At 66.4% G+C, this 13,214-nt stretch carries 14 protein-coding genes; 7 read left to right on the plus strand and 7 right to left on the minus strand.

What is annotated here, in order from left to right; translation table 11 throughout:
• Positions 1-85: 85 nt before the first annotated feature.
• Positions 86-1,660, plus strand: a complete 1,575-nt coding sequence (locus tag ABEA50_RS10475) for a GMC oxidoreductase (RefSeq protein WP_459077164.1) — start codon at positions 86-88, stop codon at positions 1,658-1,660.
• A 112-nt stretch (positions 1,661-1,772) separates the two neighbouring features.
• Here the strand turns inward: ABEA50_RS10475 and ABEA50_RS10480 are convergent, their stop codons facing one another.
• Complete coding sequence (locus tag ABEA50_RS10480) at positions 1,773-2,141, minus strand: molybdopterin dinucleotide binding domain-containing protein (RefSeq protein ID WP_345495061.1); 369 nt, start codon at positions 2,139-2,141, stop codon at positions 1,773-1,775.
• Between the two features lie 180 nt (positions 2,142-2,321).
• Between ABEA50_RS10480 and ABEA50_RS10485 the strand changes: the two genes are divergently transcribed.
• A complete protein-coding gene (locus ABEA50_RS10485) occupies positions 2,322-2,615 on the plus strand; it encodes an ArsR/SmtB family transcription factor (protein WP_425577586.1) in 294 nt (97 codons plus the stop codon).
• 46 nt (positions 2,616-2,661) lie between these two features.
• Positions 2,662-3,660: an LLM class flavin-dependent oxidoreductase gene (locus tag ABEA50_RS10490; RefSeq protein WP_345495063.1), complete on the plus strand. Its 999-nt coding sequence runs from the start codon at positions 2,662-2,664 to the stop codon at positions 3,658-3,660.
• 16 nt (positions 3,661-3,676) lie between these two features.
• Here ABEA50_RS10490 and ABEA50_RS10495 read toward each other — a convergent pair whose 3' ends face one another.
• The 5 genes from ABEA50_RS10495 to ABEA50_RS10515 form a co-directional block, all read right to left on the minus strand.
• Positions 3,677-3,868, minus strand: coding sequence for a hypothetical protein (locus tag ABEA50_RS10495; protein WP_345495064.1), 192 nt, complete (start codon positions 3,866-3,868; stop codon positions 3,677-3,679).
• A gap of 30 nt (positions 3,869-3,898) precedes the next feature.
• A complete protein-coding gene (locus ABEA50_RS10500) occupies positions 3,899-4,813 on the minus strand; it encodes an oxidoreductase (RefSeq protein ID WP_345495065.1) in 915 nt (304 codons plus the stop codon).
• A gap of 83 nt (positions 4,814-4,896) precedes the next feature.
• Positions 4,897-5,043, minus strand: coding sequence for a DUF1059 domain-containing protein (locus tag ABEA50_RS10505; protein WP_345495066.1), 147 nt, complete (start codon positions 5,041-5,043; stop codon positions 4,897-4,899).
• Positions 5,044-5,089: 46 nt separating this feature from the next.
• Entirely contained in the window at positions 5,090-5,554 is a 465-nt protein-coding gene (locus tag ABEA50_RS10510) for an SRPBCC family protein (protein ID WP_345495067.1), read from the minus strand.
• Between the two features lie 230 nt (positions 5,555-5,784).
• Entirely contained in the window at positions 5,785-7,023 is a 1,239-nt protein-coding gene (locus tag ABEA50_RS10515; RefSeq protein WP_345495068.1) for a cytochrome P450 family protein, read from the minus strand.
• Positions 7,024-7,358: 335 nt separating this feature from the next.
• On the opposite strand from ABEA50_RS10515, the gene ABEA50_RS10520 reads away from it, so the two are divergent.
• Positions 7,359-8,186 carry a mycofactocin-coupled SDR family oxidoreductase gene (locus tag ABEA50_RS10520; protein ID WP_345495069.1) on the plus strand — a complete coding sequence of 276 codons (828 nt, stop codon included), beginning with the start codon at positions 7,359-7,361 and terminating at the stop codon, positions 8,184-8,186.
• A 44-nt stretch (positions 8,187-8,230) separates the two neighbouring features.
• Here ABEA50_RS10520 and ABEA50_RS10525 read toward each other — a convergent pair whose 3' ends face one another.
• Positions 8,231-8,839: a hypothetical protein gene (locus tag ABEA50_RS10525; RefSeq protein ID WP_345495070.1), complete on the minus strand. Its 609-nt coding sequence runs from the start codon at positions 8,837-8,839 to the stop codon at positions 8,231-8,233.
• A gap of 228 nt (positions 8,840-9,067) precedes the next feature.
• On the opposite strand from ABEA50_RS10525, the gene ABEA50_RS10530 reads away from it, so the two are divergent.
• The 3 genes from ABEA50_RS10530 to ABEA50_RS10540 all read left to right on the plus strand — a co-directional run bounded on the left by ABEA50_RS10530 (position 9,068) and on the right by ABEA50_RS10540 (position 13,145).
• Positions 9,068-9,508, plus strand: coding sequence for a Fur family transcriptional regulator (locus ABEA50_RS10530; protein WP_345496513.1), 441 nt, complete (start codon positions 9,068-9,070; stop codon positions 9,506-9,508).
• Positions 9,509-9,559: 51 nt separating this feature from the next.
• Positions 9,560-11,782 carry a catalase/peroxidase HPI gene (gene katG, locus ABEA50_RS10535; protein ID WP_345495071.1) on the plus strand — a complete coding sequence of 741 codons (2,223 nt, stop codon included), beginning with the start codon at positions 9,560-9,562 and terminating at the stop codon, positions 11,780-11,782.
• A gap of 259 nt (positions 11,783-12,041) precedes the next feature.
• Complete coding sequence (locus ABEA50_RS10540; protein ID WP_345495072.1) at positions 12,042-13,145, plus strand: terpene synthase family protein; 1,104 nt, start codon at positions 12,042-12,044, stop codon at positions 13,143-13,145.
• Positions 13,146-13,214: the final 69 nt, after the last annotated feature.

Raw genomic sequence — 13,214 nt, forward strand, 5'->3', positions numbered from 1 at the left:
GTACCGCGCGCCGATCGCAGCCGGAAGGAATGCATTGACTAGCAAAGGCTTTGCCGCCGCCGACTCGGCGAGTGGGCGCGGGGGGATCTCACGACGCGGGCTCTTGACCGCGGCCGCGCTGGGGGCGGCCGCAGCCCCCTTACTTTCCGTGACGCCTTCGGTGGGCCGTGCACGCGCCTCGGTGCCGCTCACCAGGGAAGACCACCGGGTGATCGTCATCGGATCCGGCTTCGGTGGCGGCGTGACCGCACTGCGCCTTGCCCAGGCTGGCGTGCCGGTGCTGGTCCTAGAGCGCGGCACCCGATGGCCCACCGGTCCGAACGCCGAAACGTTCCCGCACCCTTCCAGTCCCGACAAGCGCCTGCTGTGGCACCGTTCGGCACCGCAGGTCTTCGGCAAGCCGGTGGGCTTCGATCCGTATGTGGGACTGCTGGATACCGTGATCGGCGAGAACATGACGGCCGTCTGTGCCGCGGGAGTCGGCGGTGGGTCGCTGGTCTACCAGGGCATGACCTTGCAACCGTCGGAGGCGGTGTTCAACACCGTCCTGCCCGAGGCGCTCGACTACGCGACGATGGACAGGGTCTACTACCCGCGCGTCGCGCGGATGCTCGGCGCGGCCACCGCACCCGACGAATTGGTCAACAGCCCCACGTACTCGGCGCCGCGCATCTTCGCGCGCAATGTCGAGGCCGCCGGGTACACGGTCGAGAAGATTCCGATGCCCATCGACTGGTCGTACGCGGTGCGGGAACTGACCGGGGAGATGAAACCGTCCTACACCAACGGCGATTGCGCGATGGGTGTGAACAACGGCGGAAAGAACTCGGTCGATGTCACCTATATCGCCGCCGCCGAGGCCACCGGCCTCGCGACGGTGCACACCCTGCACGAGGTCACCGACGTCGCGATGACCGACGACGGGCGCTGGCAGGTCTCGGTCGACCGCACCGACCTGTCGGGTGCCGTGGTGGAGCAGAAGATCCTCACCGCCAACGCCGTCGTCATGGCGGCGGGCACGATGAACACCAACAAGTTGCTGCTGCGTGCCGCCGCCAAGGGCGAGATCCCCGATCTGCCCGACGGTTTGGGCACCGGCTGGGGAAACAACGGCGACCGGATCTACACCTGGACCAGCGTGCGCGAGGACTTCGGTGCCGCGCAAGGTGGCCCCGTCGTGTTCGGCAGCAAGGAGTGGGACAACCCGAATACCGCGAACACCGTCATCCAGGCCTCGATACCGCCGATGGGTGCCGACATCCACACGACGATGCTCGTCGGTTTCGGGGTCACGGCGGGTCGTGGGCACGTCAGCTACGATGCCGCGGCCGAGACCGCCAAACTGTTCTGGCCCACCGACGCCGACCACGATCTGCAACCACGCATCCGCCAACGTCTCGACGCCATCGCGGGGCCGGGCAGCCAACTCACCGACACCAACGCCGTCGTCCCGAGCACCTGGCACCCGCTCGGCGGCGTGGCCATGGGGCCGATCTGCGACCTCGACGGACGCGTGCACGGCAAGCCGGGGCTGTATGTGTTGGACGGATCGCTCATTCCGGGTAACACCGGCGCCTGCAATCCGTCGATGACGATCGCGGCGGTCGCGGAGCGTGCGATCGACAATCTCATCGCCGAGGATGTCGGCACGGTGTTCTGAGTCGACGGTGCCGGCTCGGCGTGGCAAGGACGTCGAGCCGTCCACCGCTGTCGAGTTCCGACCGAAAACCCTCTGCGCGGTGTGAAACTCGGCGACATGACCGTCTTGCGGCTCAGCGTCTGGATGCCGTTTCTGTCGGCGGCCGGATTCCTGCGCGTGCGACCCAGTTCTGGATGGTGCGTAGGTTCCGGTATGGCGAAGGGGAGCCGGAGAAGGTGTCGGTGAGTGCGGGATCGTGGAGCAGGTTCACAGTGGCGCCCGGCAGCTGCGCGGCCACCCACCAGCCGACACCATGGCCCTGGTATCCCCAGCCGTGTGGAATCGCGATCGCACCGGCGCGGATATCGTCGCTTACCTCGAGGACCGCCACGATCGAACCCCTCCGTGAAGTCACGGTTACCGGTTCACCGTCGGACAGACCGCGTTCGGCGGCATCGGCTGAACGCATGAGCGCGGTGCATCGGTCGCGGCCCTTCACCATTGGCGGGGGTGTACAGACAGGGTTGTTGCTGCGCGGGTGTCGCGCGGATGGATGAGAATCCGCGTGCCATCGGTTGTTCTCTACGGTCGCCCGCGAGAGCGGCGGTGAGCGGAGTCATGCTGCTGCCGCCTTCGTGGCGGCGTATGTTCGTGAATTAGCGAAATACCGAAGGAGGTGCGGGTGCTCGACGAGTGCAAAGCCTTGGCGAACGACACCCGGCTGCGGATCCTGGAATGGCTCAAGGACCCGGAAGCCAGCTTCCCGGAGTGTGCGGGGGAGACCGCCGAGTTCGGCGTCTGCGTCGGGCTCATCCAACGAAAGGCGGGCACCTCGGCCTCCACCATCTCGGCGCACCTGGCGATCCTGCAGCGCGTCGGATTCCTGTGCGCCACTCGCCGCGGCCAATGGACCTACTACCGCCGCGACGAATCCCGCATCAGAACCTTCACCGAACACCTGCACCGCACCTTGTGACCGAGCCGGTCACCACGACGTTTCCCGCTTACGAAAGGCCGCGCCCATGTCCTTCGCCATTTCCGTCCTCGATCTCGCCTCGATCGCACCGGGACGGACCGCACGTGACGCGTTCGCCAACAGCGTCGAGATCGCCCGCGCCGCCGAGCGCGGCGGATACCGGCGGGTCTGGTACGCCGAACACCACAACATGGGGTCGATCGCTTCCAGCGCGACCAGCGTTCTCATCGGCCACGTCGCCGAACGCACCGACACCATTCGGCTCGGCTCCGGCGGCATCATGCTGCCCAACCACTCGCCGCTGGTGATCGCCGAACAATTCGGCACCCTCGGCACGCTGTATCCGGGACGCATCGACCTCGGCCTCGGCCGCGCGCCGGGCAGTGACCAGAAGACCATGTACGCGCTGCGGCGCAACCCGTCGTCGGCCGATTCGTTCCCGCAGGACGTCCTCGAACTCGACGGCTACCTGACCGGCAACACGAGGGTCTCCGGCGTGCGCGCGGTGCCGGAGCCCGAACAGCCTGTGCCGCTGTACATCCTGGGCTCCTCGCTGTTCGGTGCGCAGTTGGCGGCACAACTCGGCCTGCCCTACGCCTTCGCCTCGCACTTCGCCCCGGATGCCCTGCATCAGGCCGTCGCCGCCTACCGGGACGGGTTCCGCCCCTCGCAGCAACTGGACGAGCCCTACGTCATGGCGGGGGTCAATGTCTTCACCGCTGACGATCACGACGCGGCCGTCGAGCAGAAGACCGTGGCCTACCGCGCGCGAGCTCGCATGATGATCTCCCGAGGCCCGGCCGGGCGTTCGTTCACCGACGAGGAGATCGACGCGTTCCTGTCTTCACCGAACGGCGGCCAGCTGACGGCCATGACCAAGTACACCGCCGTCGGCACTCCCGACGAGACCCGTTCCTACCTCGAGGAATTCGCGGCGTCACTGGATGCCGACGAACTCATTCTGACCCATCAGTCCACCGAGGTCGCCGATCGCGTCCGCTCGGTGGAACTCACCGGCACGGCCATGGCGGCCGTGACCAAATGAGACCGGTGGTCGTTCGTTAGTCCGCGCCGTCGGAGTTTCCCGCGTCGGTTCCCGTCGCCTCGGCGGGCGGGTTCGACGACTTCGGGACCACCGCCACCCCTTTGTCCAGATCGAGTTCGAAGCGTGGGCGGTGTGGCAGCCCGTCACTGTCTTGGCCGCTCTCATCCGCCGCCTTCTGGCCAGGAAAGAGTTCTCCGATCACACCCATACCTGCACGGTACCCGTGGACACGCGGGGTTCAACCCCGTCGGGTCGTCCCCGCATCGGCGGGCGGTGTGAACGTGACGCCGGTGAGCTGCTCCGACGCCGCCCACAGGCGGCCCGCCAGCGCGACGTCGCTGGCCTGCGCGGACCGGCCCACCAGGGTGGGCTCCCCACGCAGCTCGCCGCGACCATCGGGACCGACATAACTGGCGCCGGGCAGGTCCTCGGTCGCGGCGAAGAGAACGGGCCGGGCGGCTTGCTCGGGGGACTGCGCGAACAAGCGACCCGCCAGATGCGTCGCAACGACCAGGTATTTGTTGCGGCCCCGCGTGCCGAGTTCGGTGGCGGCATAGCCGGGGTGGGCTGCCAACGATCGAACCGAGGACCCCGCGTGCGCCAGTCGACGCTGCAATTCGAGGGTGAACAGCAGGTTCGCCAATTTGGAGCGGCCGTAGCCTTTCACCGGGCCGTAGCCGCCGCGGCGGAAGTCGAGATCGTCCAAGTCGAGCACACCGGCGCGATGCGCACCGGAGGCCATGGTGATCACCCGGTCGGTGATGTGGCCGAGCAACAGGTTGGTCAGTGCGAAATGGCCGAGATGATTGGTGCCGAACTGGGTTTCGAAGCCGTCCTTGGTGCGTCCCTGCGGCACCAGCGCCACACCGGCATTGTTGACCAGGATCGACAGCTCGCCTTCCCAGTCACGCGCGAACTCGTGCACGGACGCCAAGTCGGCCAGGTCGAGCCGCCGCACCTCGGTGCTGCCGCCGATGCGCCTCGCGGCTTCGGTCCCACGGGCGAGATCGCGCACCGCGAACACCACGTGGGCACCCGCGTCGGCGAACGCTTTCGCGATACCGGAGCCGACGCCGCTGTTCGCGCCGGTGACGACGATCGTCTTGCCTTCCACCAGGGGGAGATGCGCGGCGGTCCAATGAGTTGTCGTCATACGCCGAATGTACTGCTTGCTCCGGTCTCGATCACCTCGGCCGATACGGAGACGGCACCCCAGCGGTGCCGCCGTCCGACGAATCAGTAGGCGATGAACAGAATTTCGTCGCGGGAGTAGTCGTGGCCGGGGTGATTCTCGGCGAGGTGCGACTGGGTCTTCGTCACCAGATCGTCCTCGTCGGTACCGACGATCGTTTCTCCGCAGGGGCAGTTCAGGTTTCGCTTCATGACGGGTGTCCTCCTTCTCGAATCCGAGTCTAGGCGCGTGCCGCGTCTACTTCACTACGGTTCGCGCGAGAATTCCGAGCGTCGCGCGCAAGGCCGACTCGGGGATGACCGGGAAGATGGCGGCCTCGCGGTAGCGCGGGGCGATGTGGCTCCAGTCGTAATACGAGCTCACCAGGGTGCCGACCTCGCTGGGCACCAAGCGATACCCGTAGCGGTGTTCGATCGGCGGCTGGATCGTCCCCGAGATCGTCCACTCGAGGTGTGCGTCCTGCTCGTACGCCGTGATGATCACCGTGACGTCGTAGCGTCCCATCGGCAGATCGTTGAGCGACTCGCGATCCATGTGCACCACGAATTCGTCACCGACGCCGGTGACTGTCGCGCCGTCGGCCGACTGCAACATGCCCGAACTATCGATCGCTACGTGACCAGCGGGCGAGCACAGCAGGGTGAATATCTCCGAGGGGGTCGCCGCGATCTGGCGTTGGACCTCGAACCGTTCTTCCGTCATGTGTTCAGCCTCGCACAGCCGCAGGTAGCGCGCAGCAGCGCGTCACGTACGGTGAGCATGCCCTGTGCGCGGCGCCGAGCATCGGTTTACCGCGCCGAGACCCTCGATTGCGTTCTCGCGGAACGTGTTTGTCGAGCTTTCCGGACTCGTCACCGGGCAACTCGGCCACGGTTCCTACCCGACCGGGGATCCGGTAGTGATCGGCGCCGCCGCGGCGGAGATTGCGGGGATCACTGGACTTGCAAGGGCGGCGAGGGCGGAAACCGCACCGGCAGGTCGGCGAGGGTGCGCTGCACCGACCCCGGCCGCCAGACGAGCTGTTCGACCGGCACCGCGAGTTCGAGGTCGGGCAACGCGTCGAGCAACTGATCGATCGACTCCTGCGCGATGAGGTACGCCGCCGACTGGGAAGGGCACTGGTGTGGCCCCGCGCCCCATGCCAGGTGCGAGCGGTTGCCCGTATTGGTCCTGGTGCCGATCGCGGGGTCGTTGTTGCACCCGGCGAGGCTGATGACAACCGGTTGGTGCGCGGGCAACCACACACCGTCGATGAGGATGGGCTGCCTCGGGTAGGTGCAGCTGGCGTTGGCCAGCGGCGGATCCTCGAACAGGACGGAATCGAGCGCGTCTCTCGTCGACATCGAGCCGCCGAGCAAGTTGTCGCCAAGTCTGTTGTCGGACAGGATCAGTCGCAGCGTATTGATGATGAGGCTCTGCATCGGCCCCATGGCGACACCGTAGATCGAGATGAGCTGGTGCACCGCCTCGGTCTCATCGAGCTGTGCGGAATGCTGGAGCAGCCGGGTGGTGACGTCGTCGCCAGGGTTGGCGGCCTTGTAGCGGACCAGTTCGAGCACTGCCTCGCCGAAGAGCCGGTTGCCCTCTTCGGCGTTGACGCCGTCGAAGATGGCGGTGGTGGCGATGACCGCCTTTTCGCTGATGTCCGGGGGGCAGCCGAGCATGGCGTTGACGACGTCGAAGGCGAGCGGAAAGGCGTACTGGCTCACCAGGTCCGCGGAGCCGGCGGCGCAGAAGGCGTTGATCAGCGGGATCGCCCTGGTCTCCACGATGCCGTGCAGCGCGTGCAGATCGACGCCGTCGAGCGCCGAGACGTTCGCCGCGCGATAGCGCGAATGCTCGGCACCCGCGCTACGCGGCGGATTCGGCCGCCACTGCATCACAGGGAGCACCGGGCAGTCCGCCGGGACATTCTTCTCCCACACGCGCGGGTCGGCGGGGAAGTGATCGGGGTCGTTGAGAATCTTCAGCGCGGTGCGGTATCCGACCACGAGGGTCGCCGGCACGCCGGGTGCTAGCTCCACAGGTACCAGCGAGCCGTAGCGTTCACGCATCTCGCGGTAGGCGCGATGCGGATCGGCACTGAACTCCGGGGAGTGCAGGGCGACACGCTCTTCGTAGTCCTGGATGGGGGAGCTGTTGTGCTGCACATAATCCGGTGGCGTGACCAATAACCTGCTCCAAGCACGGGTCGTGTTATTTGCGCGGGCGAATGAACAATTCCGGCAGGTGCTTCGGCCGGGCATCAACGGCGATGCGTTCAGAATGATACGACATGCTCGCAGTTGCGTTGTCCCCGCGCATGTTCGGCAGCGGGAAGGGTCTGCTGGTAAACCAATTCGCGCTGGTGTATCTCGAAATGTGAAGTGCTGCTTGCTATTCAGGAATCGACGGCGAGAAGGGTCGTTGTCGAGACGTCCTCGGCGCCCTCGACTTTTGACAGTTCGCGTCATATTCTCGACCCGTGTCATAAGCGGGTTCGTTCGTGGGTATGCGGAGAAGCAGCATGGGCAAATTGGATGGCAAGGTCGCGTTCATCACGGGTGCGGGACGAGGGCAAGGCAGAAGTCACGCGGTGCGTTTCGCCCGCGAGGGTGCCGACATCATCGCCACCGACACCACGGCGGGGGTATCGAGCGTGCCGTACCCCCTCGCCGTGGCGGAGGACCTGGCCGAGACAGCGCGACTGGTCGAGGCCACCGGGCGGCGGATCATCGCCCGCGACGCCGACGTTCGCGACTACGCGGCCACGGCATCCGTGGTCACCGAGGGGGTGGAGGCGTTCGGTCGACTGGATATCGTGGTGGCGAACGCGGGCATCTCCAACCCCGCCCCCACGCTCGAGATGAGCGAGGACGTCTGGCAGGACATGATCGACGTCAACCTCACCGGCACCTGGAAGTCGCTGAAAGCCTCGGTGCCGCATGTGATCGCGGGCGGTCGCGGTGGCGCCATCGTGATCACGAGTTCGCTGGCCGCAATGTACGCCAACGGCAATCAGGCGCACTACTCCGCCTCCAAGGCGGGTCAGGTCATGCTCATGAAGGTGCTGGCGAAAGAGCTCGCGCCACAGAATATTCGGGTGAACACCGTGCATCCCACCACCGTCGCCACGGGCATGATTCTCAACGAGGCCACGTATCGACTATTCCGCCCCGACGTGGAAAACCCCGGCTACGACGACTTCGAAGTGGCGGCGCGCACTCTCAACCGACTGCCGGTCGCCGCCCTCGAACCCGAGGACATCACCGAAACCGTCCTACACCTGGTCGCCGACTCCGGAAAGTTCATCACCGGAACCACCCAGCTCCTCGACGCCGGTGGCTCCTTGTAACCGAACCCAGAGCCATTTCCCACGAAATGCGTGGCACGCCAAGCCTATTCGGTCGACGAGTACGAATCGATATCGTGCGAGCGCAGCAAGAGTAGGTGCAACAGCCACGCGGCCAGCGCCATCATCAACGCGCCGTCGAGGTAGTGACATGCCATCGCACCGACGTAGCTGGGTCCGCCCCACGCGTTGACGGTGAAATTCGGGTCGAGTCCGGCGAGTACCTGCTGACCGGTACGGAACGGCCCGAACACCAGTATCGCCAGCGGCACCAGCCCGCCGAGCAACCGCAGCGCGGCCGTGGGGTGGTGCGGCACCGACCGGACGGTAGCGGCGAGGCGCCGCGCCGCGGAGGTGCCGATGGGGGCCAACGCCGAGCGCGCGAGGTCGACGCCGCGTCGACGCAGCAGCACGAGGCCCGCGACGGTGATCAGCGCCAACACCGCGTGCGGCCACCACGCGGCGGTCCCGTCGACGTGGTCGGCGCGCTCGGGGTCTCGCTGAAGGAGGAGTACGCCGCCCGAGACGAGTCCCGCCGCAAGGGACGCGAGCGCGACCGCCGTCAGCGGACGCGACAGCGTTGTCGGGCAGTGCGTGTTCGAGTCGGTGCCGTCGTGCGAGCCGTCGCCGAGGCGTTCGGTGCCGGAAGTGTTCATGGCACCACTGTCGCCGAGCTTCGCGGAACTGTCGTCATCGCGCGGCCGAAGCTGCGCGATCGGTGACTCGTTCGCCTGCGCTCGGCACCTGATGCCAGGCGGTAGCCGAGGGCGCGATGTCGGACGGAACCGACACGCGCGCAGGGTGATCTGTGAGTGGGGGGCGATGCGAGGTGGCGCGAAAAGTCACCCTTGACTAATTCAAGAAAAGCGCGTGATATGGAACACATGTCACCGGCAAGGGATTACGCGGAGCAGCTGCGAAAGGCTGACCTGCGGGTGACTCGCCCCCGAGTCGCAGTCCTGGAAGCGGTGCACGCCCATCCGCATGCCGACACCGATTCGATCCTCGGCCTGGTCCGCGAAACCCTCGGCGCCGTCTCGCATCAGGCCGTCTACGACGTGCTGCGCGCGCTGACCAACGCGGGGCTGTTGCGGCGCATCCAACCGATGGGATCGGTGGCGCGCTACGAGTCGCGCGTCGGCGACAACCACCATCATTTGATCTGCCGTTCCTGCGGACTCATCGCGGACGTCGATTGCGCCCAGGGCGCGGCACCGTGCCTGACGGCCTCGGAAGACAACGGTTTCGTTGTCGACGAGGCGGAGGTCATCTACTGGGGCCTGTGCCCCGACTGCGCGCCGAGAGTCTCCCGCGCGTCCACCTGAACCCACCCCTCTGAAAACAGCCCGTTCAGATCACTTGTGGAAGGAAAAGCCATGCCCCAGGAACATCCACCCATCGGAGAAGCCAATACCGAACCGGGTTGCCCGGTTGCCTCCGGGCGCAGGAAGTACCCGGTCGAGGGTGGAAGTAACCGCGACTGGTGGCCCAGCCAGCTCAATCTGAAGATCCTGCAGAAGAACCCGCCGATCGCGGATCCGATGGACGAGGGTTTCGACTACGCCGAGGCGTTCGGCTCGCTGGATCTGCCCGCGGTGAAGCGTGACATCGCCGAAGTGCTGACCACGTCACAGGATTGGTGGCCCGCGGACTTCGGCAATTACGGCCCGTTGATGGTCAGGATGGCGTGGCACAGCGCGGGCACCTACCGCATCAGCGACGGCCGTGGCGGCGCGGGCTCGGGCCAGCAACGTTTCGCGCCGCTCAACAGCTGGCCCGACAACGGCGGCCTGGACAAGGCTCGCAGGGTGCTGTGGCCGGTGAAGAAGAAGTACGGCAAGAACCTCTCGTGGGCCGACCTGCTGATCCTCACCGGCAATGTGGCACTGGAGACGATGGGGCTGCAGACCTTCGGCTTCGCCGGTGGACGCGCCGACGTGTGGGAACCGGACGAGGACGTGTACTGGGGTCCGGAGAGCACGTGGCTCGGCGACGAGCGCTACACCGGTGAGCGCGACCTGGAGAATCCGCTCGGCGCGGTCCAGATGGGCTTGATCTACGTCAATCCCGAAGGCCCGAACGGAAATCCGGACCCGCTGGCCGCTGCCGTCGACATCCGCGAGACCTTCCGCAGGATGGCGATGAACGACGAGGAGACCGTCGCGTTGATCGCAGGCGGCCACACCTTCGGCAAGACGCACGGCGCGGGCGACGCCGACCTGGTCGGCCCGGAGCCGGAGGGTGCCCCGTTGGAGGCGCAGGGCCTGGGGTGGGTCAGCTCGCACGGCACCGGCAAGGCGGGCGACGCGATTGTCAGTGGCCTGGAGGGTATTTGGACCAATACCCCGACCACCTGGGACAACAGCTTCTTCGAGATCCTGTTCGGCTACGAGTGGGAGCAGTTCAAGAGCCCCGCGGGCGCGTGGCAGTGGCGACCGAAGGATGGCGCGGGTGTCGGCACGGTTCCCGATGCGCACGATTCCTCGAAGACCCATGCGCCGACGATGTTGACGACCGATCTGGCGTTGCGCGTCGACCCGATCTACGAGCCGATCTCCCGTCGTTTCCTGGAGAACCCCGCCGAACTCTCGGAGGCGTTCGCCCGCGCGTGGTTCAAGCTCACCCACCGCGATCTCGGCCCGGTCGCGCGGTATCTCGGCCCCGAGGTGCCCGAGGAGGTTCAGCTGTGGCAGGACCCGGTACCGGAGGTGACGCACGACCTGGTGACCGCCGAGGACATCGCCGCGCTGAAGGCGAAGATCCTGGACTCGGAGCTGACTGTCGCGCAACTGGTCTCGACGGCGTGGGCGGCGGTCTCGTCGTTCCGTGGCAGCGACAAGCGCGGTGGCGCGAACGGCGGCCGCATTCGCTTGCAGCCGCAGGCCGCGTGGGAGGTGAACGAGCCCGACGAGCTCGCGAAGGTCGTGCGCGTGCTGGCGGGCATCGCCGAGGAGTTCAACGGTGCGCAGTCGGGCAACACCCGGGTGTCGTTCGCTGATCTGGTGGTGCTCGGCGGCAACGCGGCGGTGGAGCGGGCCGCCCGCGACGCGGGATTCGAGCTCGCGGTGCCGTTCACCCCGGGCCGTGCCGATGCCACACAGGAACAGACGGATGTCGAGTCGTTCGCGGCGATGGAGCCGGGCGCCGACGGATTCCGTAACTACCTGGGTAAGGGCAACCGTCTGCCCGCGGAGTATCTGCTGATCGACAAGGCGAACCTGCTGACGCTCGGCGCTCCCGAACTGACCGTGTTGATCGGTGGTCTGCGCGTGCTCGGCGCGAACTACAAGCAGTCGACGCTGGGAGTCTTGACCGACAACCCGGGCAAGCTGACCAACGATTTCTTCGTGAACCTGCTCGATATGGGTACGCGGTGGCGCGCGACCTCCGACGAGCAGGACACCTTCGAGGGCATCGACTCGGCGACCGGTGCGGTGAAGTGGACGGGAAGCCGCGCGGATTTGGTGTTCGGCTCCAATTCGCAGCTGCGCGCGCTGGCGGAGGTGTACGCCGCCGACGACGCGAACGAGAAGTTCGCTCGTGACTTCGTCGCCGCGTGGGTGAAGGTGACGAACCTGGATCGGTTCGACCTGGGCTGATCCCGGCTTCCGCAGTGGCTGCCGTATCCCGCGAACCGTGGTGGTTCGCGGGATACGGCCGTGTGAAGCCTTGACGCACAGCGTCTTCCGGGCGTAGGTCGGATCCGCGATCGAGCAGGGTATCCGCCGGTCTGGAATATTCTGGAGTGTGATCGTTTATCATTTGGTCACCGAACCACTACCGCGGCCAGCTCGCCTCCGGCGCAGATAAGCACGTCGCTGACCGGTTGCGGGGTGTGGTCCGGGGGAGGAGTTCGATATGGGCGACTGCACGCCGACGATCGAGGCGGAGCTCGCCACGATGCGAGCCGACCACGCGGATCTGGTGCGAAGCGGATCGGGATGGTCGCTGCGCGAACTGTTCAGCACGCCGGACTGCGATATTGTCGACTACTGCAAGGGCTTTCGGCCGAACCGGTTCGGCGGGCAAGCCCTCGCGAATGCCGAGGCGTTCAGTCGTCGGCACGGCATCTGGCTGGAAGCCGGTGGCGCGCACTACAACAGCATGACGCCCTATCTGCATCCGAATGCCATCAGCGCGGAGCGGATGACGATCATCGGGATCTACAACGCGATCTTGTTCTGGCTCAACGATACCGTCGGTCGGGAGAAATTCGCCGCACTGTCGCTCGACCGGCAACTCAGGGCGAAAGCCACCGTGAACAGCCTGTGTCGGCTCCTGGAGACCCGGTGCGCGGCGCCGGAACCGGCGCCGGTGGAGGCCGCGACCGCGGAGTTCATCGCATTGCTCGCCGAGCGCGCCGACGCGCGGTGGCTCGATGACTTTCTCGAGTCGACGGCGGAGCATCTGCGTCCCGCGATCCGCGATCAGAACGCCGAGGCCCGCGGTGAGCTGCTCAGTGTGGCCGATTACATCGATCTGCGCGCACATGTGTCAGGGATGTACCCGGCGATCGCGCTGTGCGAGTTCGGCCGCGACGAGTATCTGTTATGGGACCGGATTCGCGCGGCGGGGCTCGAGGACGACGTGCGGCGGCTGCGTCGGCTGACGGTAGACATCGGCGCGTTGATGAACGATGTGTTCTCCTTCGAGAAGGAGTGCATCGTCGACAACGCCGACTTCAATCTGATCCCGGTGTGCCTGCTCGACGTTCCTGGCGCCACCCTCGTGGACGCGGTACAGCACGCGGCCGCAATCGTGCGCGATCTGGTCACCGAGTTCCGCGCGGTGTGTGTTCGGCTGGAGCTCACCTGCCGTGCGGTCGACGATCGGCCGCTCGTGGCCACCTTGTCGGGTCATGTCGCTGATCTGGTCGGTTCAGTCCAGGCGACCTGGGAATGGCAGATCGCGACGCATCGGTACAAGGGCGAGTCCATCTTCGCGGAGAATCGCCTCTGGTGATCGCACCCGACACCGGGACGCGTTCGCGCGAACGCTCGGCACACCGTCTATCGTCGGGTGAACGCATCA

Source organism: Nocardia callitridis, assembly GCF_039543305.1.
In the GTDB taxonomy this organism is placed as follows: domain Bacteria; phylum Actinomycetota; class Actinomycetes; order Mycobacteriales; family Mycobacteriaceae; genus Nocardia; species Nocardia callitridis.

Bases quoted from the DNA above. Each gene is read 5' to 3' on its own strand.
- ABEA50_RS10480 (WP_345495061.1), bottom strand. From the start codon at position 2,141: ATGGTGAAGGGCCGCGACCGATGCACCGCGCTCATGCGTTCAGCCGAT.
- ABEA50_RS10490 (WP_345495063.1), top strand. From the start codon at position 2,662: ATGTCCTTCGCCATTTCCGTCCTCGATCTCGCCTCGATCGCACCGGGA.
- ABEA50_RS10495 (WP_345495064.1), bottom strand. From the start codon at position 3,868: ATGGGTGTGATCGGAGAACTCTTTCCTGGCCAGAAGGCGGCGGATGAG.
- ABEA50_RS10500 (WP_345495065.1), bottom strand. From the start codon at position 4,813: ATGACGACAACTCATTGGACCGCCGCGCATCTCCCCCTGGTGGAAGGC.
- ABEA50_RS10505 (WP_345495066.1), bottom strand. From the start codon at position 5,043: ATGAAGCGAAACCTGAACTGCCCCTGCGGAGAAACGATCGTCGGTACC.
- ABEA50_RS10510 (WP_345495067.1), bottom strand. From the start codon at position 5,554: ATGACGGAAGAACGGTTCGAGGTCCAACGCCAGATCGCGGCGACCCCC.
- ABEA50_RS10520 (WP_345495069.1), top strand. From the start codon at position 7,359: ATGGGCAAATTGGATGGCAAGGTCGCGTTCATCACGGGTGCGGGACGA.
- ABEA50_RS10525 (WP_345495070.1), bottom strand. From the start codon at position 8,839: ATGAACACTTCCGGCACCGAACGCCTCGGCGACGGCTCGCACGACGGC.
- ABEA50_RS10530 (WP_345496513.1), top strand. From the start codon at position 9,068: ATGTCACCGGCAAGGGATTACGCGGAGCAGCTGCGAAAGGCTGACCTG.
- katG (WP_345495071.1), top strand. From the start codon at position 9,560: ATGCCCCAGGAACATCCACCCATCGGAGAAGCCAATACCGAACCGGGT.
- ABEA50_RS10540 (WP_345495072.1), top strand. From the start codon at position 12,042: ATGGGCGACTGCACGCCGACGATCGAGGCGGAGCTCGCCACGATGCGA.